This is a genomic window from Streptomyces sp. NPDC018026 (assembly GCF_044327745.1).
Classification (GTDB): domain Bacteria; phylum Actinomycetota; class Actinomycetes; order Streptomycetales; family Streptomycetaceae; genus Streptomyces; species Streptomyces rubrogriseus.
The window spans coordinates 141,605-165,951 of the sequence record NZ_JBIRFY010000010.1 but is presented as its reverse complement, the minus strand read 5'-3'; the positions used below and the strand labels follow the sequence as shown (position 1 = coordinate 165,951).

Here is a 24,347-nt window from a genome sequence, read left to right as displayed (position 1 = left end):
CGGGGCACTCAGGCTACGTCGGCGCCGAACGCCACCACGCGCCGGTCCGGGCCAGCCCACCCGTACTCCGCGAACCGCCCTGTCACCTGCCCCTTTCCGATCACTTGCGCGTAGGGTCTGGGGGAACGCTGAACGGCCGAGGAAGGGGTCAGGACCATGGCGCAGGAAGTACGCGGCGTGATCGCGCCGGGCAAGGACGAGCCGGTGCGGATCGAGACGATCGTCGTGCCGGACCCCGGCCCGGGCGAGGCCGTGGTCAAGATCCAGGCCTGCGGGGTGTGCCACACCGACCTGCACTACAAGCAGGGCGGCATCAACGACGAGTTCCCGTTCCTGCTCGGCCACGAGGCCGCGGGCGTGGTCGAGTCGGTCGGTGCCGGGGTCACCGACGTGGCCCCCGGCGACTTCGTGATCCTCAACTGGCGCGCCGTGTGCGGCAAGTGCCGGGCCTGTCGGCGCGGACGGCCCTGGTACTGCTTCGACACCCACAACGCCGAGCAGAAGATGACCCTGGCCGCGACCGGTCAGGAGCTGTCCCCGGCGCTCGGCATCGGCGCCTTCGCCGAGAAGACCCTGGTCGCCGCCGGACAGTGCACCAAGGTCGACCCGGCGGTCCCGGCCGAGGTGGCCGGGCTCCTCGGCTGCGGGGTGATGGCCGGCATCGGCGCCGCCATCAACACCGGCAACGTCGGCCGCGGTGACACCGTCGCCGTCATCGGCTGCGGCGGCGTCGGCGACGCGGCGATCGCCGGGTCGTACCTGGCGGGCGCGTCGAAGGTCATCGCCGTCGACATCGACGACCGCAAACTGGAGACCGCCCGTTCCATGGGCGCCACCCACACCGTCAACTCCCGCGGGACCGACCCCGTCGAGGCGATCCGCGAACTGACCGGCGGCTTCGGCGCCGACGTCGTCATCGAGGCCGTCGGCCGCCCGGAGACCTACCGGCAGGCCTTCTACGCCCGCGACCTGGCCGGCACCGTCGTCCTGGTCGGCGTGCCCACACCCGAGATGAAGCTGGAGCTGCCCCTGCTCGACGTGTTCGGCCGCGGCGGCTCGCTCAAGTCCTCCTGGTACGGCGACTGCCTGCCCTCCCGCGACTTCCCGATGCTCGTCGACCTCCACCTCCAGGGCCGCCTGGACCTCGGCAAGTTCGTCACCGAGACCATCCGCCTCGACGAGGTGGAGCAGGCCTTCGACCGGATGCACGCCGGTGACGTGCTGCGTTCGGTGGTGGTGCTCTGATGGCCCCCCGCATCGAACGCCTCGTCACCTCCGGGCAGTTCAGCCTCGACGGCGGCACCTGGGACGTCGACAACAACGTCTGGCTGGTCGGCGACGACCACGAGGTGGTGGTCGTCGACGCCGCCCACGACGCCGACGCGATCGCCGAGGCCGTAGGGGACCGGCGGCTCACCGCCATCGTGTGCACCCACGCCCACAACGACCACGTGGGCGCCGCGCCCGCGCTCGCCGAGCGCACCGGCGCCACCATCTGGCTGCATCGCGACGACCTCCCCCTGTGGCAGCAGACCCACCCCGACCGCGAGCCGGACGCGTGGCTGACCGACGGCCTCGTCATCGAGGCGGCCGGCGCCGACCTGACCGTCCTGCACACCCCGGGCCACGCACCCGGCGCGGTCTGCCTCTACGACCCCGGTCTCGGCACCGTGTTCACCGGCGACACCCTCTTCCAGGGCGGACCGGGCGCCACCGGCCGCTCCTACTCCCACTTCCCGACCATCATCGACTCGATCCGGGACAAGCTGCTGGTCCTCCCGCCCGAGACCGAGGTCCGCACCGGTCACGGCGACTCCACGACCATCGGCGCCGAGGCCCCGCACCTGGAGGAGTGGATCAGGCGCGGGCACTGACCTGGGCGGTCGGCGCCGGAACCGCCCCCGCACATGCCGGAACGCGTAAACGCGGGGACACGCGGTAAAGGTGACAGAAGATGTCCGGCTTCCCGGGCACTCTCGAACACGACATCGCCCGTACGGGACGTGAACCCGTACGGGACGTGAGGGAGAGGAACGGAAGCCGGACATGACAGGGTCATCGAAAGGTCCGCTGGCGGGCAGGGTCGCACTGGTCGCCGGAGCGACCCGCGGCGCCGGCCGGGGCATCGCCGTCGAACTGGGCGCGGCCGGCGCCACCGTCTACGTCACCGGCCGCAGCACCCGCGCCCGGCGCTCGGAGTACGACCGCCCCGAGACCATCGAGGACACCGCCGACCTGGTCACCGAGGCGGGCGGCCACGGCGTCGCCGTACCCGCCGACCACCTGGACCCGGCGCAGGTCGCCGCCGTCGTCGACCGGATCGCCAGCGAAGACGCCCGCCTCGACATCCTGGTCAACGACATCTGGGGCGGCGAGACCCTCTTCGAGTGGGACAGCCCTGTCTGGGCGCACGACCTCGACAACGGCCTCAGACTGCTGCGGCTCGCCGTCGAGACCCACGCCATCACCAGCCACCACGCGCTGCCGCTGCTGCTGCGCCGCCCCGGCGGACTGGTCGTCGAGGTCACCGACGGCACCGACGCCTACAACCGCGACCACTACCGCAACTCGTTCTTCTACGACCTCGCCAAGACGTCCGTCCTGCGGATGGCCTTCTCCCTCGGGCACGAGGTGGGACCGCGCGGCGCCACCGCCGTCGCGCTGACCCCCGGCTGGCTGCGTTCGGAGATCATGCTCGACCACTTCGGCGTGCGCGAGGAGAACTGGCGCGACGCCCTCGACCGCGTCCCGCACTTCGCCATCTCCGAGACGCCCCGCTACGTCGGCCGCGCCGTCACCGCCCTCGCCGCCGACCCCGGTGTGGCGCGCTTCAACGGGCGGTCCTTCTCCAGCGGCTCGCTCGCCCAGGAGTACGGCTTCACCGACCTCGACGGTAGCCGCCCGGACGCCTGGCGTTATCTCGTGGAGGTCCAGGACGCGGACAAGCCCGCCGACGTCACGGGGTATCGCTGACGGGCGGCAACGGCCACCGGGCGCCGTGCCCCGGCGGCAGCGCCAGGTCCTTCCGCACGGCGGCGTAATAGCCCTCGCGCGCGGTGCGCTGCCCCTCCAGCAGGGTGCGCCAGGCATCCGGGTCGCGGGTCTCCTCCCGCAGGAAGCGCTCCATCTCCATCACCGCCACCACCCAGACCCGCGCCTTCTCCACCACGTCCCTGCTGCCCAGCAGGAGCAGCGCCTCACCGGCCGGGTCGCGGGCGACGGCGGCCTCCGCCTGGGCCGGCGCGGCCTCCCGGGGAGTCAGCGGATGCGGGTGGGGGTCGTTGCCGAGGTGGGCGGCGACCCGGTACGTCAGCGTGACGGAGGTCTTCACGGTCCGCGCGTAGTCGGAGTACACCGCGAGCCTGCGCTCCTCCCAGCGGGCCTCGCTCTCCCGGCGCAACCGTGCCCGGTCGCTGCGGACCACGGCGAGATAGGAACCGAGCGCGCCGATGACGACGCCGATGAGCGCGGGGAGTTGCTGCAGGAACGCGGACATGGCCGCACGCTATCTGCCCCTGTGATCGCCGCGGTACTACCGTCTGGCCCATGACGGACACCAGGCGATTCACCGACCACGCGGCACTCGTGACGGGCGCGGCCCGGGGCATCGGCGCGGCCACCGCACGCCGGCTCGCCACGGAGGGAGCCCGGGTACTGCTGACCGACGTGGACCTCGCGGCGGCGCGGCGGACGGCGGCGGACCTGGCGGACGACGGGCTCGACGTGACCGCGTTCGGCTGCGACGTGAGCGACCGGGCGTCCGTCGAGACGGCCGTCGCCCACGCCGTGGAAACCTTCGGCGGCCTGGACGTGCTGGTCAACAACGCCTTCGCCTGTACGCCGGACGCCCCGCTCTTCGAGGACGAGCCGGACGACGTCTGGGCCCGCGACCTCGATGTCACCCTCACCGGCGCCCAGCGCTGCTGCCGGGCCGCGCTGCCCCACCTCGCGGCCTCCGGGCGCGGCGCGATCGTGAGCATCGGCTCCGTCAACAGGGTCCAGGACTTCGGCAACCACGCCTACAGCGCGGCCAAGGCGGGTCTCGCCTCGCTGACCCGCACCCTCGCCGGACACGCGGGCCCGCGCGGCGTCCGCGTCAACCTCGTCACGCCGGGCACGGTGCGCACCACGGCCTGGGAGGGCCGGGACGAGGAACTGGCGGCGGTGCGGGGGCTGTACCCGCTGGGGCGGGTCGGCGAGCCCGAGGACGTCGCGGCGGCCGTCGCCTTCCTCGCCTCCCGCGACGCCGCCTGGATCACCGGGACCACGCTGGCGGTGGACGGCGGTCTGACCGCGGTCAACACCGGCTTCCGGCGGGCGATCGCGCGGGCGGAGGGCTCGGACTGACGCACCTGCGCGGTCCGGTGCGGTCTGGTGCGGTCGGGTGTGGTCGGGTGCGGTCCGGAATGGTCCGGTGGTGTTTGTCACGGTTGCGTCGCGGCGGCAGGCGGCACGCAACCAAAGCCGCCGGACGGCGGTCTAGCATGCCGGGATCGCACGAGGGCGACCTTCCGCCCGGCGCACCGCCTCGACGCGAAAGGCATGACCGGCCATGGGGGACATACGCAGACGGGGAGCCGTCGCACTCGGGGTCACCGCACTGGTGGCACCGCTCACACTCGCGCTCACGGCGGCACCGGCCCAGGCCGCGAGCTGCGCCGCGAAGGCGGGGCCGTACCAGAAGAAGGTGGAGAAGTTCCTCGGCCGCAAGGCCGACGGCAAGCAGTCCACCGCCGACTGCAAGGCGATCCGCGACTTCCAGACCAAGCACGGCATCCGGCCCAACGCCGGCTACGCGGGCCCCGTCACCTGGGGAGTGATGGACCTGATGACGAAGCAGAAGGCCGTCGGAAAGAACCCGAACAAAGCCGGCAAATGCCCCACCAACAAGGGCCGCATCGCCTGCGTGAACCTCAGCCTCCAGCTGAGCTGGATCCAGGACGGCAAGAAGCTGGTGTACGGGCCGGTCCCGGTCCGTACCGGGCGCAACGGCTACGAGACCCGCACCGGTCTGAAGAAGGTCTACTGGCGCAACATCGACCATGTCTCGACCATCTACCACGTGCCGATGCCCTACAGCCAGTTCTTCGACGGCGGCCAGGCCTTCCACTCCGTCGGCGTCGGCATGTGGAACCCGCCGGGCTCGCACGGCTGCGTCAACATGCGGAAGGCCGACGCCAAGAAGTACTGGTCGCTGCTGAAGAAGGGCGACGACGTCTACGTGTACGGCCGCAAGCCGGGCACCTGACGCACACGGGCGGCAGCGTCCGCGAGTCGACCGCGGTTCGGTGACGCCGGGGGCCGGGAACGAACTCGCCGGTAGGTCTTGACAGATGAGAGCATGGACGTGATCAGTAACACGGTCCGATATGTCCGCTTGGCTCGTGATTACTCACATCGTCTTCACGCGGGGCACCGTATGCTTCACAGCATGTCCACCACTGTTGAACCCTCCTCCGAGCGATCGGCTGCCGAGGTCAACGAGGAGATCCGGGCCCTGTGGCTCCGGTCGGGCGGGACACTGAGCGTCGAGCAGCGCGCGGAGTACCAGCGGCTCGTCATGGAGTGGGCCAACGCGGCCCCGGAGTCCGTGAGGGCCGCCTGACCGGCGCCGCCCAGGACTCCTCGCCGTCCCGGCCCTCCGGCAGCCCCGAGGACCGGGCCTCGTACCGGCCCGGTCAGCCCCACGTCGCCGAGTACCGCCGCCGATAGGCCTTGCGGTCCTGCTCCTCGCGAATCCAGCGCGTGGCCACCAGCGCCACCAGGCTGCCCGCGACCACCAGCAGGCCCGGCCCGATGTTCCGCCGGTCGGTGAGCCGGGCGAGCAGGGTCGAGCCGTCGACGCCCGCCCCGGGGGCCGGCGCCCCCGCCCCGGAGGTGCCCGGTGCCCGGGTGCCCGGTTCCTGGCCGGCCGGTGCCGAGGTGCCCGCGGCGGCACCCTTTTGCCCCGGGACGATCAGCCGGACCCCGAGCGACGCCATGGCCTCCGGCAGCGGCTGGAAGAACGTGGTGCCGCCCTTGGCGCAGTCGCCACTGCCGCCCGACGTCACCCCGAGCGCGACGCCCTCGGAGAACATCGGCCCACCGCTGTCCCCGGGCTCGGCGCACACGTCCGTCTCGATCAGACCGGTGACCGTGCCCTCCGGGTAGTTGACCGTCGCGTCCAGCGCCGTCACCCGGCCGTCGCGCAGCCCGCTGGTGCTCCCGCTGCGGAACACCCGCTGCCCGACCGCCGGTTCGCCCGCCCCCGTGATCCGCACCCCCTTGCCGTCGCCGACCGCCACCACGTCGGCGCCGTCGCCCGCCTTGCCGTTCGCGTACTCCACCAGGGAGAAGTCGTCCCCGGGGAAGCTCCCGGCGACCGTCCTGCCGACCTGCCCGTCACCGGGGCGGTCGCCGAACCAGACGGAGCCCGTCGGGCCGCAGTGACCGGCGGTCAGGATGAAGTCGCTCGTGCCGTCGGTCACATTGAATCCCGCCGAGCAGCGGCCCGCCGTGGACAGGATCGGTTCCGCCCCGTTCAGACGGGTGGTGAACGCGCCCTCCGTACGCTCCATGCGGACGAATCCGCCGATGCCCTCCGCGACTCCCGTCAGCCGCGACCAGTCCGACCCGGAGACCGTGCGGTCGCCCCGGACCACCACCTCGTTCGAGCGGTAGTCCAGCGCCCACGCGGTACCGGTCACCCGGGGCGCCGAGCGCAGCGTCGAGGCCGCCGACCTCAGCTCGGACATGCTGTGCCGCACCCGCTTCGCCGTCGCACCCGCCCGCCGCACCGCCTCGGCCGCGCTCTCGTCCGTCACCGCCACGACCGGCCGCCCGTCGGAGTCGACCCAGTGACCGGCCGTACGATCGGTGCCGAGCCGGGACACGAGGTCGGCACCGGCGCCGGACGCGGTCCCCGCGAAGGTGCGCGGTGCGGGGGACGCGTCGGGCGGCTCACTCGCCACGGCCCGGGTGACCATCGTCCCCCCGAGCAGCAGTCCGCCGACGGCCGCCAGCCGTGCCACTCGCCGGACGATGCGTCGTCGTGCGTGCCTCATGCCTGCGCTCCCGAACCCGACCGCGCGGCGTCGCCGCCGCGGGGGCCTCCGGACGTCGAGCACCCTCCTCCCATACGGCGGCGGGAACCCCGGTGTTCACCGGGCCGGAGCCTTGTTCCCCGGCCCCGGCCCCGTCACCGCGTCCTATCTTGGCCCCATGACCAGCAACCCGTGGGACCAGGCCGGTGAACCGAACCCGCTGCGCGCACTCACGCCGGACCAACTGCGCCGGCGTACCAGCATGAAGTGGCGCACCCACCCGGCGGAGGTACTGCCGCTGTGGGTGGCCGAGATGGACGTGCCGCTCGCCGGACCCGTCGTGCGTGCCGTCACCGACGCCATGGAACTCGGCGACACCGGCTACCCCGTCGGCACCGCCTACGCCGAGGCCCTCGCCGCCTTCGCCGGCAAGCGGTGGGGCTGGGACGGCCCGGCCGTGGAACGCACGGCGATCGTGCCCGACGTGATGCTGGGCGTCGTCGAGATGCTCAAGCTGGTCACCGGGCCCGGCGACCCGGTGATCGTCAACCCGCCGGTGTACCCGCCGTTCTACCAGTTCGTCACCCACATGGACCGGCGCGTCGTCGAGGCGCCCCTCGGTCCGGACCTGCGGATCGACCTCGGCGTGCTGGAGGAGGCCTTCCGGCGGGCCGTCGCGGGCGGTGGCCGGGCGGCCCACCTGCTGTGCAGCCCGCACAACCCGACCGGCACCGTGCACACCGCCGAGGAACTGGCGGCCGTCGCCGCCCTGGCGGAGCGGTACGGCGTCCGGGTCGTCGCCGACGAGATCCACGCTCCGGTCGTCACCGCCCCCGAGGCGCGGTTCGTGCCCTACCTGAGCGTGCCCGGCGCCGAGCGAGGCCTCTCCCTGATGTCGGCGTCCAAGGGCTGGAACCTCGCCGGGCTCAAGGCGGCCCTGGCCGTCGCGGGCCCCGGGGCCGCCGCCGACCTGGCGCGGATGCCCGAGGAGGTCGGTCACGGGCCGAGTCACGTCGGCGTCCTCGCCCACACCGCCGCCCTGCGTGACGGAACCGCCTGGCTGGACGCCGTGCTCGCCGGGCTCGACGAGAACCGGCGGCTGCTCACCGGCCTGCTCGCCGAGCGGCTGCCCGGCGTCGTGCACCGCACCGGCGAGGCGACCTACCTCGCCTGGCTCGACTGCCGCGCCCTCGGCCTCGGTGACGACCCGGCCGACGTCTTCCTCGACCGGGGCCGGGTGGCCCTCAGCTCCGGCGTTCCCTTCGGCAGCGGAGGGGCGGGGCACGTGCGGCTCAACCTGGCGACCGCGCCGGAAGTGCTCAGGGAGGCGGTGCGCAGGATGGCGGCCGCCCTGGAGTGAGCCGGGAGCGACGCCGGGGAACCGGCTGGGCGGTCTTAGACTTCCGGACATGGACGACGACGCGTCACTGGCCCGGCTCGGCGCCGGCAAGTACCTGCTGGTCACCACGTACCGGAAGAACGGCACGCCGGTCGCCACCCCGGTGTGGGTCGTGCGGGACGGGGACGCGCTCGGCGTCTGGACCGTGGCCGACTCCTGGAAGGTCAAGCGCGTGCGCAACCGCACCGACGTCCTGGTCGGCCCCTGCGACGTGCGCGGCAGGCCGACCGGGGAGCAGGTCCCGGGGACGGCGGAGATCTGCGACGCGGCCACCACGGCCCGCTACCGGCGGCTGCTCGCCCGCAAGTACGGCGTCGTCGGCCGGCTCACCCTGCTCGGCAGCAGGCTGCGCCGCGGGCTCGACGGCACCCTGGGAATCCGCGTCACGCTCACGTCCGCACCGCCGGCCGGGAACTGACCCGCCCTCAGGTCCAGGCCCGGTACGGCTCGTCGACCAGCTGGAAGACCGGCTCGCCGCGCACCGGGTCCTTGGCCGTGGACAGCCGCACCCGGTCCCCGCTGTGGATGCCGATCAGCGGTCCCATGACCCGGCCGCGCAGCACGAACCCCTCGGCCATCTCGATGAGGGAGACATTGCGGGCGGCCGGGGTGTTGCGGTGCACCACCGTGGCGTGGCGCACCGTCCCCGTGCCCTCGCTCCGCTCCGTCCGCAGCTCGCTGCCGCGACAGACCGGACACAGCACCCGGTGGTACACGGCGGTGCCGCACCAGGTGCAGCGCTGGTAGAAGACGGCCTCGGTGTCCGGGCCCCGGTCCTCGGTCCTCGGGTCGAGCAGGCCCGTCGCGGGGCCGGCCGCCTGCCGAGTGACGTTTCCTGAGTGGTACACGCTGGTCAACTCCCTGCACTCGGGCCGGAATCCCGCGTGCGCGGTCACTGGGCACGCGGGTGCGCGGCTCACCGTGCCGCCGTGCACGCACCACAGCGTATGGCACTGAGTGTCACGCGTAAAGGCACTCGGTACCCTTGATTGCGGGTGAATGAACGCGCGAGGCCGTCGAGTCCGGGCCGTCAGCCGTGCGCGAACGCCGTCTCGATCTCCCGCAGCACCTGCCACAGCGGTGTCCCGCGACGCGCGGCCACCACCACCACGTCCTCGGGCGAGGTGCCGTGGGGCGGCACCGGAACGTCGCCGAACGCGGACTGCGCGAACGCCAGCGCGTGGCCCACCGCGGCACCTGCGTCGTCCCGCCCGTCCGAACGCAGCCAGGACCGCAGGGCGTTGTTGTGGGCCGCGACCACCGCGGCCGCGATCACGTCGGCGCGCAGGCTCCCGTCCGGACGTGCGCCCAGCCGCCCCCGCAGGTACTCGGCGAGGGCCCGCTCGTAGCGCCACACCACCGACAACTCGTAGGCGCGCAGGCCGGGGACCTTCTTGGTGAGGCGGTAGCGCTGTACGGAGAACGCCGGGTTCTCGGCGTACATGCCCAGGACGAGCCGGGCCGCGTCGCAGACCCGCCGCACCGGGTCGGCGTCCTCGGGCGAGCGGGCCAGGAACGCCTGCATGTCGGCCAGGCACCGTTCGTGGTCGGGGAAGACCACGTCCTCCTTGGACGGGAAGTACCGGAAGAAGGAGCGCCGTCCGACGCCGGCGAGGGCAACGATGTCGTCCACGGTGGTCTGTTCGTACCCCCGCTCCAGGAACAGCCGGAACGCCGCCGCGACCAGCGCCTCCCGCATCGGCGGCCGGACCTCGGCCGCGTCCGTCCCGTCCCCGCGGCGGGGCGCCGCACTGCTGGTGCTCATGAAGGGGAACGTAGCAGCCCGCCGAGCCGCATGGCACTCAGTGCAGCCAGCAGAGGGAACTGAGTGCACTTGTCGGCTCGCCGCCCCGGTCGCATACGATCACTTCCGGTCAGCCCCGGAGGAGTCCGCATGCCGTTCACCCGCTCCCGCATCCTGTACGTCACCGACCTGGCCTACGAGGCGCGCGGGCGGCGCTACTGCGACGAGGACATCTACCTGACCTCGCGGCTGCGCGAGGAGTTCGACCTGGCCCTGTGCCACCCCCGGGACGCCGCCGCACTGCTGGACGCCTTCGACGCCGTCGTCGTCCGCAACAGCGGTCCCGTGCAGGGGTACGAGGCCGCCCACGCGGCGTTCCGCGAGCGCGCCACCGAGCGCGGGACGCGCGTCTACAACCAGCTCACCGGCCGGGCGGACATGGTCGGCAAGCAGTACCTGCTGGACCTCACCGCCGCGGGGTACCCCGTCATCCCCACCGTGGACCGTGCCGAGGACCTGCACCGGCTGCCCGTCGCGGACGAGTACGTCGTCAAGCCGAGGCTCGGCGCGGACTCGGCGGGCCTCGGGATCGTCCCCGCGGGCCGGGTGGCCGAGGCACTGGACGGCGCCGGGGACCTCCTCGCCCAGCCGCGCGTCGACTTCGCCTACGAGGTCTCCTTCTACTTCGTCGACCACGACTACCAGTACGCCCTGTACGCGCCGCACCCCGACCGCCGCTGGCAGCTGGAGCCGTACGACGCCACCGTGGCCGACCTCGACTTCGCGCGGCGGTTCATCGAGTGGAACGGCGTCGACCACGGCATCCAGCGCGTCGACGCCTGCCGCGCACCCGGCGGGGAGCTGCTGCTGGTCGAGCTGGAGGACCTCAACCCCTACCTGTCCCTGGACGCCCTCGACGAACCGGCCCGCGACGCGTTCGTCACCGCCCTGCGCACGGCCCTCCGACGCCTGCTCGCCGGCTGAGCCGCCCCGCGGCCCGGGCCGGCGGCATCTAGCATGGCGGCCATGGACGTGTTCCTGGACCGGCTCGACCCGGACATGTGCGTCGTCACGGCCGCCGCGGACGGGGAACGGGCCGGCTGCCTGGTCGCCTTCTCCTCGCAGTGCTCGCTGAAGCCGGTGCGGTACGTCGTGTGGATCTCCGACGTCAACCGGACCTTCCGCGTCGCGCGGTCCGCCGACGTCCTGGCGGTCCATCTGCTGGCCCGCGACCAGCGTGCGACGGCCGAACTCTTCGGCGGGCTGACCGGCGACGACGTCGACAAGTTCGACCGGGTCCGCTGGCGGGAGGCGTACGCGGGGGCCGCCGTGCTGGAGGACGCCGAGGCATGGTTCGTCGGGCGGGTCCTGGAGCGGACGCCGGGGGGCGACCACGTCGGTTTCGTCCTCGAACCGGTCGAGTGGGGCGGGCGCGAGCCGGCCGCCGGGCCGCTGCTGCGGCTCGCCGACACGCGCACCGTCCGGCCGGGGCATCCGGTGGACTGACGCCCTCGCCGTCAGTACCGGTCGGTGCCCGGTCGGCGTCGGCTCAGCGTCCCGAGGCGCCCCGCTCGGCCAGCGCCTCGGTGACGGCCCGCACGCTGCGCGCGATGTGCTGCAACTGGAGGACCTCCGCCGCGTACAGCTTGATGGTGTGCTCGATGGCCGCCTCGTGCAGGCCGAGCCGGGGCAGGTCCGCCCGGGCGGTCTGCAGCGCGGTGCGGGCCACCCGGATCTCGTGCTGGACCTGGATCTGCGCGTGGCGGGCGAGCAGCACCGGGTGCCGGATCAGGGCCGGATAGCCGGCGTAGCGCGCCGGGACCAGCTCGCGCAGCCACCTGGTGGCCGAGCGTTCCCAGTCGTAACTGCCGGGGGTCTTGACCTGGCAGGGCCAGTCCGGGCTGATGCGCGTGGTCGTCAGGGGCATGATCATCGCTTCCGGGTGTGCGGCGTCGACGGGGTGGGCGACGGGTGGGGGCGGTCCCGGTCCAGGGGACGACCGGGACCGCCGCGGGCGCTCGCGCAGGCGATGCCCGACCGGAACACCCGGTGCGCCGGAGCGGGTAGGAGTCGGCGGCCCGAGGTGTTCGCGGCAGGTGCGGACGCGTTCCGGGGCGGCCGGGTCGCGATCCGTGAGCAGTATTTATATATGCCAACCGCTTTGCAAGACGTATGAAAACATTCATGTCTGCTTTGACGGGGATGGCCCCGTCTGCGCCGACCAATCGCCGGGCGGGACCGTCCCGGCTCAGTCCCGCAGGAAGAACTGGTGCTGGTCCGCGACCTGCTCGTACTCCTCCAGCCGCGCCTGCGTCCGCTCCGGATCGGCGTCGGTCATGGCCTGGAGCAGCGCCGCGCACATCACGCCCGGCGCGGCGTAGGAGTCGAAGACCAAGCGGGACCCCGTGCCGGTGGCGAAGGTGACGTCGGCCTCGTCCACGACGGGGCCGAGCGCCAGATCGGTGATCAGCGCCACCTTCAGCCCGGCACCGCGTGCCACGCGGACGGCGCCCAGGGTCTCGTGGGCGTGCCGGGGCATGGAGAATGCCAGCACCCAGGTGCCGCCCGCCTCCCGGGACTGGAGCAGGGCGTCGTAGGCGACGGTGCCGCCCCGGGTCACCAGGCGCACGTCGGGATGGACCCGGCGGGCCGCGTAGGCGAAGTACTCGGCGAGCGAGACGGAGATACGCAGCCCGAGGACGGTCAGCGGCGCCGACGCGGCCAGCTTGCGGCCGACGTCGATCACCCGGTCCGCGTCGGCGAAGTCCCGCCGCAGGTTCTCCAGGTTCTCGATCTCGGCGTCCACCGCCGCCTGCAGCTCGTTGCCCCGGTACTCCTCGGCCGCGGACCCGCCCCGGCCGCCCAGCGCGATCGCCTGGAGTTGCTCCCGCAACGCCGGGTAACCGCTGAAACCGACCGCCGAGGCGAACCGCGTCACGGACGGCTGGCTCACGCCCACCCGGTCGGCCAGGTCGGTGATCGAGAGGAACGCCGCCTCGGTGAGGTGCTCGATGAGGTACTGCGCGATGCGACGCTGTCCCGGGGAGAGGCGGGGCCGGTCGAAGAGTGTCCTGAGCCGGGAGGTGGGGGAGATCTCCGACTCGGGGGCCGCGCGTCCCGAGGTGATCGCCGACGCCTGCGCACGTGCCTGCTGCGGCGATGGCACGGGTGCGCCTCCTTCGTCTCCCATGTCTCCCACGAAGGTCAACATAGCCCACCCCCGCCGCCCGACGACCGGGCCGCCCGGCCCGCTGACGGGACCACCCCGTCGGGGATAGCACCGCCTCGCACGGGAACCCGCCGTCACGGAAGGACCCGCAGACACGGACGAGGAGCCGACGTCATGACCGTCCCGGAAGAGAACCGGCCGAAGACCGACACCACCGACGACGTTCTCGGCCGGCGCCGGCGCGAGCGCGAGGAGGACGGGCCCCGCCCGCCGGGCGGTACCGGCCGTACCCTGCGCGAGGCCCTGGAGGAGGCGCACGTCCGCCCCGACGACTTCGACGAGGAGTGAGTGACCGGGCTACGCAGGGGTTGAGGGTGCGGGCCCCCGTGCGTCCGGCGGCGGACCCGGGACCACGCCCTCCGGTACCACCAGGTCGGCCCGGTGGCGGGTGGCCGAGACCAGGTCGGCGTTGCGCTGATCGGGGCCGAGCGCCCACGCGGCCGCCTGAGCGGGGGACTTGCCGAAGCGCTCGTGGCGCGCCACGAGCCGCCTGACCCGCTCCGGTTCCGCCGGCCCGCAGAACCACACCTCGTCGAGCCGGGCCCGCACCCGTGCCCAGGCCCCGGTCTCCAGCAGCAGGTAGTTGCCCTCCGTCACGACCAGCCGGGCGGCGGGCGGCACCGGTGCGGCCCCGGCGATCGGCTGCTCCAGCACCCGCTCGAAGCCCGGCGCGTACACCGTCTCGCCGTCCGGGTCCGCGCGCAGCCGGTCCAGCAGCGCCGCGTACCCGGCCGCGTCGAAGGTGTCCGGCGCCCCCTTGCGGTCCCGGCGGCCCAGCCGGTCCAGTTCGGCGTCGGCGAGATGGAACCCGTCCATCGGCACGTGCGCCACCCACGGCTCGCCGGCGCCGTTCAGCTCCCGCACCAGATGCCCGGCGAGCGTCGACTTTCCGGCGCCGGGGCTGCCCGCGACACCCAGGATCGCGCGCCGCCCGTCCCGGGGCAGCCGGCGGGCACGGGCGAGCAGATCGTCGAAAGTCAGCGGCACACCGCACAGTGTGTCATCCGATCGGACCCGTCCCGGCGGGGAACTGTGGGGGTATGACGACGCAGCTCGGACTTCCCGACGACATCCAGGCCTGCCTCTTCGACCTCGACGGGGTCGTCACCCGGACGGCGGTGGTGCACGCCGCCGCCTGGAAGGCGACCTTCGACGCCTTCCTGCGCGAGCGGGACGGCGCGGACTTCCGGCCGTTCACCGACTCCGACTACGACCAGTACGTCGACGGCCGCCCCCGCGCCGACGGCGTCCGCTCCTTCCTCGCCTCCCGCGGCATCGAACTGCCCGAGGGCACCCCCGACGATCCCCCGGACGCACCGACCGTCAACGGCGTCGGCAACCGCAAGAACGAACTCCTCCTGGAGAAGATCCGCACCGACGGCGTGGAACCCTACGAGGGCACGCTGCGCTACATCGACGCCGTCCGCGCCGCGGGCCTCGCCACCGCGATCGTCTCCTCCAGCGCCAACACCCGGGACGTACTGCACTCCATCGACGCCGAGCGGCTGTTCGACGTACGGATCGACGGCGTGGTGGCCAGGGAACGGAAACTGCCCGGCAAACCACACCCCGACACCTTCCTCGCCGCCGCCCGCGACCTGGGCGTCGAGGCCTCCCGCGCCGCCGTCTTCGAGGACGCGCTGGCCGGCATGGACGCGGGCCGCTCCGGACACTTCGGCTACGTCGTCGGCGTCGACCGCGTCGGCCAGACCGACGCCCTCTACGCCCACGGCGCCGACCGCGTCGTCAAGGACCTCGCAGAGCTGGGAGACCACGCGTGATCACCAACCGGACGTACACCGTGGAACCCTGGCGGGTGCGCGAGACCGCCCTCAACCTCGACCTCCTCGCGCAGAGCGAGTCCGTCTTCGCGCTGTCCAACGGGCACGTCGGCTGGCGCGGCAACCTCGACGAGGGCGAACCGCACGGCCTGCCCGGCAGCTACCTCAACGGCGTCTACGAACTCCACCCGCTGCCCTACGCCGAAGCGGGCTACGGCTACCCCGAGTCGGGCCAGACCGTCATCAACGTCACCAACGGCAAGCTGCTGCGGCTGCTGGTCGACGACGAGCCCTTCGACCTGCGCTACGGACGGCTCGGCAAGCACGAACGCACCCTGGACCTCAGGAGCGGCGTGCTGGAGCGCAGCTGCGAGTGGACCTCCCCGGCCGGCACGACCGTCCGGGTGCGCTCCACCCGCCTGGTCTCGCTCACCCAGCGCGCCATCGCCGCGGTGGAGTACGAGGTCGAGCCCGTCGACACCCGCACCCGCATCGTCATCCAGTCCGAACTGGTCGCCAACGAGAGCCTGCCCTCCTCCGACGGCGACCCGAGGGCGGCCCAGGCGCTGCAGTCCCCGCTGGAACCGGAGGAGGACCTCGCCATCGGCTCCCGGCTGCGGCTGGTCCACCGCACCCGGCGCAGCGGCCTGAGGGTCGCCGTGGCCGCCGACCACGTCGTCGACGCGCCCGGGGAGATCACCACCAGCAGCGAGAGCAACACGGACGTGGCCCGCCTGACCATCACCTCCGTGCTGGACCCGGGACAGCGGCTGCGGGTGCAGAAGACCGTCGCCCACGGCTGGTCGGGCGCCCGCTCCCGGCCCGCGATGAGCGACCAGGTCGAGGCCGCGCTGGCCGCCGCCGCACACGGCGGCTGGGACGGCCTGGTGGCCGAACAGCGGGACTACCTCGACGACTTCTGGGCCCGCGCGGACGTCGAGGTGCACGGCGACGAGGAGATCCAGCAGGCCGTCCGGTTCGCCCTGTTCCACGTGCTGCAGGCCGGCGCCCGCGCCGAGCAGCGAGCGATTCCGGCCAAGGGACTGACCGGTTCCGGATACGACGGCCACGCCTTCTGGGACACCGAGATGTTCGTGCTGCCCCTCCTCACCTACACCGCGCCCAAAGCGGTCGCCGAGGCGCTGCGCTGGCGGCAGGCCACCCTCCCCGCCGCCCGCGACCGTGCCACCCAGCTCGGGCTGCGCGGCGCCGCCTTCCCGTGGCGGACCATCGACGGCTCGGAGGGCTCCGCGTACTGGCCGGCCGGCACGGCCGCCTTCCACGTGGCCGCCGACATCGCGCACGCCGCGGTGCGCTACACGGCGGCCACCGGCGACATCGACTTCGAACGCGAGACCGCCCTGGAACTCCTGGTGGAGACGGCCCGGCTGTGGCGCTCGCTGGGCCACCACGACCCGCACGGCGTCTTCCACATCGACGGCGTCACCGGCCCGGACGAGTACAGCGCCGTCGTCGACGACAACACGTACACCAACCTCATGGCCCGCTCCAACCTGCTCGCCGCGGCCGACGCGGCCGAACGCCACCCGGAGGAGGCGACCCGGCTCGGCGTCGACGAGGAGGAGAGCGCCGCCTGGCGGGACGCCGCCGAGGCCGTGCACATCCCGTACAACGACGAGGTCGGCGTGCACGAGCAGCACGCCGGCTTCACCCGCCACCAGCGCTGGGACTTCGCGAACACCGGCGCCGACCAGTACCCGCTGATGCTGCACTTCCCGTACTTCGACATCTACCGCAAACAGGTCGTCAAGCAGTCCGACCTGGTGCTGGCCATGTACACCTGCGGCAGCTGGTTCGACGCCCACTGCGACGAGGAGCAGATGGCCGCGAACTTCGCCTACTACGAACCGCTGACCGTGCGGGACTCCTCCCTGTCGGCCTGCTGCCAGGCGGTCGTCGCCGCACAGACCGGCCACCTGCGCCTCGCCTACGACTACGCCACCGAGGCCGCCCTGATGGACCTCGCGGACCTGGAGCACAACACCCGCGACGGACTGCACATCGCCTCGCTGGCCGGTACCTGGATGGCGCTGGTCGCCGGTTTCGGCGGCACCCGCCGGGACGGCGACAGCCTGCGCTTCACACCCCGGCTGCCCGAGAAGTTCAGCCGCCTCGCCTTCCGGCTCCAGTTCCGCGGCCGGTGCCTTCGGGTGGAGATCGGGCCCGACCGGGCGGCGTACTCGCTGCTGGCCGGACCGCCCCTGACGATCCATCACCACGGTGCCGAGGTCCGGGTGGACGGGGCCGAGCCCGTCACCCTCGGCATCTCCGCGCCGAAGTGGCGGCCCACGCCCGAACAGCCGCCGCACCGCCGCCCGGGCGTCACCGAGCGGCCGGTCCCGAGTGACGGATGAGCCCGCGCGACTGGCCGAGTTCCGCCCTGCGTATCGGTGGTCCGCGGGTTAGTTTGACCATGTTTTCCGGGCTTCCGCACTCCCGCGGGTTCCGGGCTCCAGCCCCTGACGGCAGGAGGTGAACGACGAGCGACCCCGCGACGAGCGGGGGTGAGGGGTGCACGATGGCCGACGGTGCGAACGCAACCCTCGCCGGCAGACGCGTACGCGGGGGCGAGGAGGCGGGGACCACCGGCGCCCCCCGACGGCTGCGCGCCGCCTCCCCGGTCGCGGCGGTGGCCGCCGTCTTCACCCTGGCCCAACTGGTTTTCGTGCACCCGACGATGGGCCTCGGCTGGGACGAGATCGTCTACATCAGCCAGGTCACCACCCACCACCCCGCGGCCTTCTTCAGCGCGCCCCGCTCCCGCGGCGTCTCCCTGCTGGCGGCACCCGTCGCCTCCTGGTCGGCGTCCACCGAACTCCTGCGCGTCTACCTCGCCCTCCTCTCGGGACTGGGCCTGTACCTCGCTCTGCGCGCCTGGAAGGGCCTCTTCCCGGCCAGGGTCCTCGCCACGGCCGGCGCGTTCTTCGCCACCCTGTGGGTGACCCTCTTCTACGGTCCGCAGGCCATGCCCAACTACTGGGTCGCGATCGGCGCCCTGATCACCGTGGGCTGCTCCCTGCGCGCCCTGCGAGCCGGGCGGGGGCGCTCCGGCCGGAGAGTGCTGTGGGGGGTGGCGGCCGGGGCGGTGCTGATGGCGCTGATGCGGCCCACCGACGCGGTCTGGGTGACCCTGCCCCTGCTCGTCCTCGTCCTCGTGCGCCGCCACTGGCCGCTGCTGCTCGCCCTGGCGGGCGGCCTGGCGGCCGGGGGACTGGAGTGGGTGATCGAGGCCTACGCCTGGTACGGCGGCCTCGGGGAGCGGCTGTCCCGGGCCTCCGAGATCCAGGGCGGCCTCGGCTGGAACATCGCCGTCGACGACCAGATGCGCAGCCTGGGCGGCCGGGGCCTGTGCCGGCCGTGCACCGGATCGATGCCGCACCCCGTCGTCACCCTGTGGTGGCTGCTGCTCCCGGCCGTGGCCGTCCTCGGCGTGGCCGTCGCGGTCCGGGCCCGCCGCGCCACCGCGACCCTGGTCCCCTTCGCCTGCGCCGTGACGGCCGCGGTGCCGTACCTGTTCCTGATCGGTTACGCGGCACCCCGCTTCCTGCAGCCCGCCTACGCGCTGCTCGCCGTACCGGTCGCCGACGCGCTGTGGCACCTGGTCAAGGCCGGGCGGGACCGGTGGCGGCCGGTGGCCGCGACGCTGGTCGCGCTGGTGGTCGCCGGTCACCTGACGGTCCAGTTCTCGGTGCTCGTGGGCACCGTGCACCGCAACGTCGAGAGCCGCGAGGACTGGGCCCGCGTCGCCGGCGAACTGCACCGGCTCGGGGTCCGGCCGCCCTGCCTGCTGACCGGGCACGAATCCATCCCGGTCGGCTACTACACGGGCTGCTCCTCCGGCTCCACCAGCGGCAACAACGAGAACACCACCGCCGCCGAGATCGTGGACACCGCCCGGCGGATCCCGGTCGCCGCGATCACCGGCCCCGGCGGCACCCCGCCCGGATACGCCCGCGACTGGACCCCGCACCGCATCACCGACCTGGAGATCCGCGTCGCGCCCACGGGTTAGGGATCGCGTATCGGGAAACGCGAACCGGACGGCGAGAGCACGAGCCGACGCGAGCGCGAGAGGAAGGCAGCGATGGGCACGGACCCCATGGCCGACGACGCCTACCAGCCCACCGGCGGCAACGAGGAGCAGCAGGACGCCGCGCCCCTCGACCTCCAGGACACCCTCGACGAGCGGACCTACGACGACACGCTCGACGAGGGCTACTCCCCGCCGGAGAAGCCCCTGGGCGTGACCAAGCACGGCACCACGGCCGCCGAGCAGCACGACGGCGAGACCCTCGACGAACGGCTGGCCGAAGAGGTGCCCGACGTGTCCGCGCCCGACGGCGACGGCCTGGGCGACGAGCCCGACGGGGAGGGCGAACCGGTCGATCCGGAGGCGGGCACCGACCGCTCGGGCCGGCTCGTCGCCCCCGACGAGGGCGTACGCACCGACACCACCAAGGAGACCGTCGCCGAGGACGTCGGCATCGACGGCGGAGCCGCGGGCGCCGAGGAGGCCGCCGTGCACTTGGTGGAGGACGAGACGGAACTGCCGGACTCCTAGGAGAAGGCGCGGTCACGGCAGCAGCTTGTCGAGGGCCGCGGGGCCCTCGTCGGCCAGCTTGCGCCTGGCCCACTCCAGGTTCTGCGGGGTGACGTCCCGGCCGGCCGCCAGGACGAGGTCCTCCGGGGACACGTCCGTGCCGGTGCGGGTGTGGAGCAGGTCGTCCGGAGTGGCGCGGTCGTCGCCCGCGCGGGCTTCGGAGGGCCGGGGGGCGTCGGGCTGTGACGTCGACATGATCAGTGCTCCTCGAGTCCGGATCGCTGCTTCGGTGCCGTGCTCTTGTCGGTCCCGAATATCCCTATAACACCATTCAATGCGGAATCGGCCCGCGCATCCGGAGCGCCGGAGGGCGAAGGAGTGAGCACCAGCATCGTCACGTCGTCCTGCACGTCCGGGCAGAACCGTGCGAGGTCCGCCCAGACCAGGTCCGGGAGGGCGGCGGAATCCTCCCCCGCGAGACCGCTCAGCCGCTGTGCCAGCGGGTAGAAGGCACCGCTGCCGTCCCGCGCCTCGACCACCCCGTCGGAGGCGAGGAAGAGCCGGTCGCCCGGGCGAAGCGACACCATGCACGCCTCGATCGCCCCGGCGTCCGCGAGCCCCAGCCCGAGCGGCGTCCACGGCGAGACCTCCAGCTCCGCGGCGTCCGCACCCCGCAGCAGCAAGGGCGGCGGGTTGCCGCACACCACGACCCGCACCTCCAGCGCGTCGGCGGAGAACTCCAGCAGCGCCGCCGTCGCGAACAGCTCGGCGTGCCGTGCGTCCGCCGAGTCCACCAGCAGCCTGCGGTCCAGCCGCCCGGCCACCGACGCCAGGTCCGCCTGGTCGAGCACCGCCTCCCGGAACGCCCCCAGCAGCGAGGCGACCGTCGACACCGCCGACAGGCCGTGCCCCTGCACGTCACCCATCACCGCCCGTACGCCGAAGGGGCCGTCCCGCACGTCGAAGAAGTCGCCCCCGACCAGCGTCCCGCGCTGTGCCGCCCGGTACAGCCCCGCGCAGCGCACCGCCCCCACCCGCTCGGGCAGCGGCGGCACGACGGCGTGCTGGGCGGCCTCGGCGACCGTGCGCTCCAGACCCAGCTGGGCGTCGCGGCGACTGCGCACGAAGGACACGAAGACGCTGAGCACGGCGACGAAGACGATGGTCAGCAGGTCGGCGTCGCCCGGCCGGTCGAGCTGGAGGGCCGGGATGTGCAGCAACGCGATCACCACACCGCCCAGTACGGCGGTCGCCAGCGGGCCGTAGGACAGTACGGCGAGCGGCGGGATGGCGCCCAGCAGGAACCCGATCTCCAGCGGCTCGTCGCTGAGCAGCGTCGCCGCGCAGATCGCCGCGACGAGGGCCGGCGGCAGCACCCGTACCCAGCGGGGCGGCGGCGCCCCGCTCAGCCAGCTCCGCCGGTCCTCGCCCCGGCGCGGCGGGGCGGACACCTTTCGCACACCCCCACGCTCCTACGCCGCCGCGCCGTCCGCACGCGGAGCGGCGGCGGACGGACGGTTCCCGGACGGGCCCCGGAGGGCCCTAGAAGGCGCCGAGCGTCAGGCGGAGGCCGGTGGGGGCCGTGTCCTGGATGTAGGAGGCGAAGTCGGCCACGTCGTCGAAGGCGAAGCCGTACGCCTTGCCGTCCTCGGTGGCCGCGTGCACCGCCTTCGCGTAGTGGTTGGTCAGCGCGGTCCCGTAGAACGTCGCGGGGTCGGTCGTGGGCTGGTCGGCCGAGGAGACCAGCGTGGAGCGGTTGAAACCGGCGCCGAGGGCCGCGGCGACGGGACCGGTCGTGCCGTCGTTGGGGGCGGCGAGGTTGCCGTCGCAGAAGAGCACGTCCCGGGTGGACGGCTTGGCGAAGGACACCTGGGCGGGCCCGTCGAAGGTCAGCCTGCCCCCGCGCACCCGGCCGGTGAAGGTCCCGGCGTTGGTGGTGATCCTGAGGTCCTTGCCGGTGTAGGTGCTCCACACCTCGTCGATGTACGGGGCGAGGTGGTCCTCGGGGAACAGACCGGCGTCCAGCCCGTGGCCGGGCGCGATCACCCGGGTGTCGTCCACGACCAGCGGCGCGAACTCCTCGACCTCGCGCACCGCGTCGAAGACGGCCGCCCGGCCGCCCGGCCGGATGGTGCCGGTGGTCTGGTCCCGGGCGCCGGTCAGCCGGATGGCGAGCGGCACGCTGAACATGTCGACCATGGTGGTGTTGCAGAACATCCCGGCGGAGTTGTACGTGAACTCCGCGCAGTCGTGCAGCACCGCGTAGTTGGGGTCGGACTCGACCCAGCCCGCCGGGTACTGCAGCGCGGCGTTCCCCGCGCCGTCCGCGACGACCTTGAACTTCAGCTTCTCGCCCAGGGACACGTAGATCCGGCCGGAGAGGTGGGGCAGGTCGAGCCTGGTCTCGCCGCTGCCCGCCAGGCCGATCGCGTAGTCGGTGTAGCCGTCGGCGCCGTTGTCGGACAGGGACACGGGGGCGACGGTGCCGTCGGGGGTGACCCGCACCTGGCGGCCGTCCACGTTGCCGACGATGTAGACGTGCACGTCGGCGTTGCCGAAGGAGCCGGTGTCGTTGACGATCGTCAGCGGCAGGGCGCCGGCGGCCCCGCCCTCGGGGGACGAGCCGTCCGAGCCGATGCCCGCGAGGGCGTGCGGGGCGACGGCGGCGGCGACCGGTGCGGCCACGACCGCCCCGCCGAGGGCGACGAGCAGCTTGCGACGGGCGAGCGGACGCTGGTGACGAGGAGTCATGTGGGGGGTCTCCAGTGATCGGGGCCTGACAGAGCCTGAGAGCGCTCTCACGCGGTGCGGCGATGGTACGCAGCACGACCGGCCCGGCCAACCGTCCGCATCCCGCTCCAAACCCGTTGTCCCAGCTGGGACTTGGGGTGTGTGACGCCGGGCGGGGAACGCTTAACCGGTGTTTAAGGCGCGCTTAATCGGCCGACCGGCGGCGCGCGGCGGTGGCGGCCGGTCACCGGCGCCGGATGACATGCTGGACCCCACGGCGACGGGCGACGTGGGTGCGGCGGAGGCGGCATGGGATTCGAGGGCGAGGTCTGGCACGTGCGCCGGGCGCCGGACGCGGGCCGGACGGCCGACGCGGAGTCCGGCGACATCGGCGACATCGGTGAGATCCGGATCGACGAGGCCGACTTCCCCTGGCTCTCCGGCCGGTTCCGCGCGGGTCCGGCCTACGGCGCCGTCCGCGAGCTGTTCGCCCGCGAACTCGCCCTCGCGGAAGCGGACGACGCCGGGCACTGGACGCGGTGGGAGGCGGTCTACGGCGAGATCGAACGGCGGGTGCGGCTGGTGTCGCCCGACGGCCCGGTCGCCGAGTTCCTGCTGCACATCAAGGGCGACCGGGCCTGGTTCCGGTGGAGCGACGAGCCCTCCGGGCCGGCGCGGACCGAGGGCTGACAGCGCTCATTCCCGGCCGGTCAGCAGGCCCTCGGCCTCGGCGAGGATCTCGGTGACCCGCAGCCCGAACGCGGCGTCGCACGGATGCGGGCGCCCGCCACCGGCGGCGGCGAGCAGCGCGTCCGCGGCCCGCCGCAGGGCCGGCACCGGACCCTCCGCGGTCTCCGGGAGCAGCGTCACCCCGGCCCGGCCGCGCAGCTCCACCGTGGCGCCCGCCGCGGCGGGCGGCGCCGTGAGGCTGAGCGTGAGCGTGCTGGACGCCCCGCCCGTGTGGTCGAGGACCAGATGGACGGTGTCGCCGGGACCCGGTGCGGCCGCCGCCACGCGCCGGGCGTCACCGAGCACCGGCAGCAGCACGGACAGGGCGTGCGGCCCCACGTCCCACAGAGCGCCCTTCTCCCGCCGCCACGGCGAGTCGGCGAACGGACTGTCCCCGTCGCCGAAGACGGCGCCCAGCCACTGCGCCTGTGCCGTGAACCAGCCGTCCCCGGCGGCCTGTTCGGTGATCCACGCCTCGGTCTCGGGCTGGAACCGGGTGGTGAAGAAGACCACCGAGGCGACGCCCGCCGTCCGCACCGCCTCCACCACCGCCCGGCCCTGCGCCACCGTCGCCGCGAGCGGCTTGTCCAGCAGCAGATGGCACCCGGCCCGCGCCGCCCGCTCCGCCAGGCCGGCCTGTACGGCCGGGGGCAGCGCGACGGCCACGGCCTCCACGTCGGCGAGCAGGGCGTCGACGTCGGCGTAGGCCCGTGTGCCGTGCCGCTCGGCCAGCTCCTCGGCGGCGTCCGGGCGGCGGCCCCACACCCCCGCGAATTCCAGGTCGTCGTGCCCGGCCAGGGCGGGGGCGTGTGCCATGTCCGCCCAGGGGCCGGTGCCGAGCAGTCCGATGCGCATCCCGTCGCCTCTCCACGGTGCCGACCCGACGACGGGCCGGCCGACGATCCTCCATGACGACCGGCGTGCGAAAGCCCGGCCGACGCCGAGCGTGTCACACCGACCGGGTGTGCGGACAGTGCGGAGGGCACCGCGGGGCCCGGCGGAGCCGTCGCGCCCCCGCGGCCCGGCGTCCGCCCCCCCTCGGGCGGTACCGCCGGCGTCGCAGGAGACCGGTGAAATTGCCGATCCCCCGGCCCGTTCCGCCCCTCGACAGTGGCAACGCCAACCCATCGGCGAGGCCCGCCCGGCGGACGG

At 73.5% G+C, this 24,347-nt stretch carries 27 protein-coding genes; 16 read left to right on the top strand and 11 right to left on the bottom strand.

The features are described from left to right. Positions 1 to 156 precede the first annotated feature (156 nt). The 3 genes from ACH4D3_RS28330 (at position 157) to ACH4D3_RS28320 (ending at position 2,973) form a co-directional block, all read left to right on the top strand. Entirely contained in the window at positions 157 to 1,245 is a 1,089-nt protein-coding gene (locus ACH4D3_RS28330) for an S-(hydroxymethyl)mycothiol dehydrogenase (protein ID WP_398327530.1), read from the top strand. Then, positions 1,245 to 1,874 (top strand): MBL fold metallo-hydrolase, encoded by a 630-nt coding sequence (locus ACH4D3_RS28325; protein WP_398327528.1) that lies wholly within the window; start codon positions 1,245 to 1,247, stop codon positions 1,872 to 1,874. The genes ACH4D3_RS28330 and ACH4D3_RS28325 overlap by 1 nt, the downstream gene beginning before the upstream one ends. Positions 1,875 to 2,046: 172 nt before the next feature. Further along, complete coding sequence (locus ACH4D3_RS28320; protein ID WP_398327525.1) at positions 2,047 to 2,973, top strand: SDR family oxidoreductase; 927 nt, start codon at positions 2,047 to 2,049, stop codon at positions 2,971 to 2,973. Here the strand turns inward: ACH4D3_RS28320 and ACH4D3_RS28315 are convergent. Beyond that, the gene (locus ACH4D3_RS28315; protein WP_398327522.1) at positions 2,957 to 3,496 is read right to left on the bottom strand and encodes a hypothetical protein; all 540 of its coding nucleotides are present in this window, start codon (positions 3,494 to 3,496) and stop codon (positions 2,957 to 2,959) included. The two genes, ACH4D3_RS28320 and ACH4D3_RS28315, sit on opposite strands and share 17 nt — an antisense overlap. 50 nt (positions 3,497 to 3,546) lie before the next feature. Between ACH4D3_RS28315 and ACH4D3_RS28310 the strand changes: the two genes are divergently transcribed. The 3 genes from ACH4D3_RS28310 (at position 3,547) to ACH4D3_RS28300 (ending at position 5,605) form a co-directional block, all read left to right on the top strand. Next, positions 3,547 to 4,347, top strand: coding sequence for an SDR family NAD(P)-dependent oxidoreductase (locus tag ACH4D3_RS28310; RefSeq protein ID WP_398327519.1), 801 nt, complete (start codon positions 3,547 to 3,549; stop codon positions 4,345 to 4,347). A gap of 205 nt (positions 4,348 to 4,552) precedes the next feature. Beyond that, on the top strand, positions 4,553 to 5,248 hold the full coding sequence (locus tag ACH4D3_RS28305) for a L,D-transpeptidase family protein (protein ID WP_398327516.1): 696 nt from the start codon (positions 4,553 to 4,555) through the stop codon (positions 5,246 to 5,248). Between the two features lie 171 nt (positions 5,249 to 5,419). Beyond that, entirely contained in the window at positions 5,420 to 5,605 is a 186-nt protein-coding gene (locus ACH4D3_RS28300; RefSeq protein WP_398327513.1) for a hypothetical protein, read from the top strand. A gap of 73 nt (positions 5,606 to 5,678) precedes the next feature. Here the strand turns inward: ACH4D3_RS28300 and ACH4D3_RS28295 are convergent, their stop codons facing one another. Further along, a complete protein-coding gene (locus tag ACH4D3_RS28295) occupies positions 5,679 to 7,043 on the bottom strand; it encodes a S1 family peptidase (protein WP_398327510.1) in 1,365 nt (454 codons plus the stop codon). Between the two features lie 157 nt (positions 7,044 to 7,200). On the opposite strand from ACH4D3_RS28295, the gene ACH4D3_RS28290 reads away from it, so the two are divergent. After that, positions 7,201 to 8,382, top strand: coding sequence for a MalY/PatB family protein (locus ACH4D3_RS28290; protein ID WP_398327507.1), 1,182 nt, complete (start codon positions 7,201 to 7,203; stop codon positions 8,380 to 8,382). Positions 8,383 to 8,431: 49 nt separating this feature from the next. Further along, a complete protein-coding gene (locus ACH4D3_RS28285; RefSeq protein ID WP_398327504.1) occupies positions 8,432 to 8,839 on the top strand; it encodes a PPOX class F420-dependent oxidoreductase in 408 nt (135 codons plus the stop codon). A gap of 7 nt (positions 8,840 to 8,846) precedes the next feature. Here ACH4D3_RS28285 and ACH4D3_RS28280 read toward each other — a convergent pair whose 3' ends face one another. Together ACH4D3_RS28280 and ACH4D3_RS28275 are read right to left on the bottom strand one after the other, a co-directional pair. After that, positions 8,847 to 9,269 (bottom strand): Zn-ribbon domain-containing OB-fold protein, encoded by a 423-nt coding sequence (locus ACH4D3_RS28280; RefSeq protein WP_398327501.1) that lies wholly within the window; start codon positions 9,267 to 9,269, stop codon positions 8,847 to 8,849. A gap of 182 nt (positions 9,270 to 9,451) precedes the next feature. Continuing rightward, complete coding sequence (locus ACH4D3_RS28275) at positions 9,452 to 10,186, bottom strand: TetR family transcriptional regulator (RefSeq protein ID WP_398327498.1); 735 nt, start codon at positions 10,184 to 10,186, stop codon at positions 9,452 to 9,454. Between the two features lie 129 nt (positions 10,187 to 10,315). Here ACH4D3_RS28275 and ACH4D3_RS28270 point away from each other — a divergent pair, with 129 nt between their 5' ends. After that, complete coding sequence (locus tag ACH4D3_RS28270) at positions 10,316 to 11,149, top strand: hypothetical protein (RefSeq protein ID WP_398327495.1); 834 nt, start codon at positions 10,316 to 10,318, stop codon at positions 11,147 to 11,149. A 33-nt stretch (positions 11,150 to 11,182) separates the two neighbouring features. Further along, the gene (locus tag ACH4D3_RS28265) at positions 11,183 to 11,671 is read left to right on the top strand and encodes a flavin reductase family protein (protein ID WP_398327492.1); all 489 of its coding nucleotides are present in this window, start codon (positions 11,183 to 11,185) and stop codon (positions 11,669 to 11,671) included. A 43-nt stretch (positions 11,672 to 11,714) separates the two neighbouring features. On the opposite strand, the gene ACH4D3_RS28260 is transcribed toward ACH4D3_RS28265, so the two are convergent. Then, positions 11,715 to 12,098, bottom strand: coding sequence for a hypothetical protein (locus ACH4D3_RS28260; protein WP_398327489.1), 384 nt, complete (start codon positions 12,096 to 12,098; stop codon positions 11,715 to 11,717). Positions 12,099 to 12,413: 315 nt separating this feature from the next. Continuing rightward, on the bottom strand, positions 12,414 to 13,331 hold the full coding sequence (locus ACH4D3_RS28255; RefSeq protein ID WP_030872221.1) for a MurR/RpiR family transcriptional regulator: 918 nt from the start codon (positions 13,329 to 13,331) through the stop codon (positions 12,414 to 12,416). A gap of 177 nt (positions 13,332 to 13,508) precedes the next feature. On the opposite strand from ACH4D3_RS28255, the gene ACH4D3_RS28250 reads away from it, so the two are divergent. Beyond that, entirely contained in the window at positions 13,509 to 13,682 is a 174-nt protein-coding gene (locus ACH4D3_RS28250; protein WP_166680897.1) for a hypothetical protein, read from the top strand. A 9-nt stretch (positions 13,683 to 13,691) separates the two neighbouring features. On the opposite strand, the gene ACH4D3_RS28245 is transcribed toward ACH4D3_RS28250, so the two are convergent. Beyond that, positions 13,692 to 14,381 (bottom strand): nucleoside/nucleotide kinase family protein, encoded by a 690-nt coding sequence (locus ACH4D3_RS28245; RefSeq protein WP_398327485.1) that lies wholly within the window; start codon positions 14,379 to 14,381, stop codon positions 13,692 to 13,694. A gap of 53 nt (positions 14,382 to 14,434) precedes the next feature. On the opposite strand from ACH4D3_RS28245, the gene ACH4D3_RS28240 reads away from it, so the two are divergent. The 4 genes from ACH4D3_RS28240 (at position 14,435) to ACH4D3_RS28225 (ending at position 19,757) form a co-directional block, all read left to right on the top strand. Beyond that, on the top strand, positions 14,435 to 15,175 hold the full coding sequence (locus ACH4D3_RS28240) for a beta-phosphoglucomutase family hydrolase (RefSeq protein WP_398327482.1): 741 nt from the start codon (positions 14,435 to 14,437) through the stop codon (positions 15,173 to 15,175). After that, positions 15,172 to 17,550 (top strand): glycoside hydrolase family 65 protein, encoded by a 2,379-nt coding sequence (locus ACH4D3_RS28235; protein WP_398327479.1) that lies wholly within the window; start codon positions 15,172 to 15,174, stop codon positions 17,548 to 17,550. The genes ACH4D3_RS28240 and ACH4D3_RS28235 overlap by 4 nt, the downstream gene beginning before the upstream one ends. 164 nt (positions 17,551 to 17,714) lie before the next feature. Further along, complete coding sequence (locus ACH4D3_RS28230) at positions 17,715 to 19,208, top strand: hypothetical protein (RefSeq protein ID WP_398327476.1); 1,494 nt, start codon at positions 17,715 to 17,717, stop codon at positions 19,206 to 19,208. 72 nt (positions 19,209 to 19,280) lie between these two features. Next, a complete protein-coding gene (locus ACH4D3_RS28225) occupies positions 19,281 to 19,757 on the top strand; it encodes a DUF5709 domain-containing protein (RefSeq protein ID WP_398327473.1) in 477 nt (158 codons plus the stop codon). Positions 19,758 to 19,769: 12 nt separating this feature from the next. Here ACH4D3_RS28225 and ACH4D3_RS28220 read toward each other — a convergent pair whose 3' ends face one another. From ACH4D3_RS28220 to ACH4D3_RS28210, 3 genes are all read right to left on the bottom strand, one after another. Continuing rightward, positions 19,770 to 19,991 carry a hypothetical protein gene (locus ACH4D3_RS28220; protein ID WP_398327470.1) on the bottom strand — a complete coding sequence of 74 codons (222 nt, stop codon included), beginning with the start codon at positions 19,989 to 19,991 and terminating at the stop codon, positions 19,770 to 19,772. 2 nt (positions 19,992 to 19,993) lie between these two features. Continuing rightward, positions 19,994 to 21,196: a PP2C family protein-serine/threonine phosphatase gene (locus tag ACH4D3_RS28215; RefSeq protein ID WP_398327467.1), complete on the bottom strand. Its 1,203-nt coding sequence runs from the start codon at positions 21,194 to 21,196 to the stop codon at positions 19,994 to 19,996. Positions 21,197 to 21,278: 82 nt separating this feature from the next. Further along, positions 21,279 to 22,487, bottom strand: a complete 1,209-nt coding sequence (locus ACH4D3_RS28210; RefSeq protein ID WP_398327465.1) for a glycoside hydrolase family 64 protein — start codon at positions 22,485 to 22,487, stop codon at positions 21,279 to 21,281. Positions 22,488 to 22,775: 288 nt separating this feature from the next. Here ACH4D3_RS28210 and ACH4D3_RS28205 point away from each other — a divergent pair, with 288 nt between their 5' ends. Next, a complete protein-coding gene (locus ACH4D3_RS28205) occupies positions 22,776 to 23,156 on the top strand; it encodes a hypothetical protein (RefSeq protein WP_398327462.1) in 381 nt (126 codons plus the stop codon). Positions 23,157 to 23,162: 6 nt separating this feature from the next. Here the strand turns inward: ACH4D3_RS28205 and ACH4D3_RS28200 are convergent, their stop codons facing one another. Continuing rightward, positions 23,163 to 24,050, bottom strand: a complete 888-nt coding sequence (locus tag ACH4D3_RS28200) for a Gfo/Idh/MocA family protein (protein ID WP_398327459.1) — start codon at positions 24,048 to 24,050, stop codon at positions 23,163 to 23,165. Positions 24,051 to 24,347 lie beyond the last annotated feature (297 nt).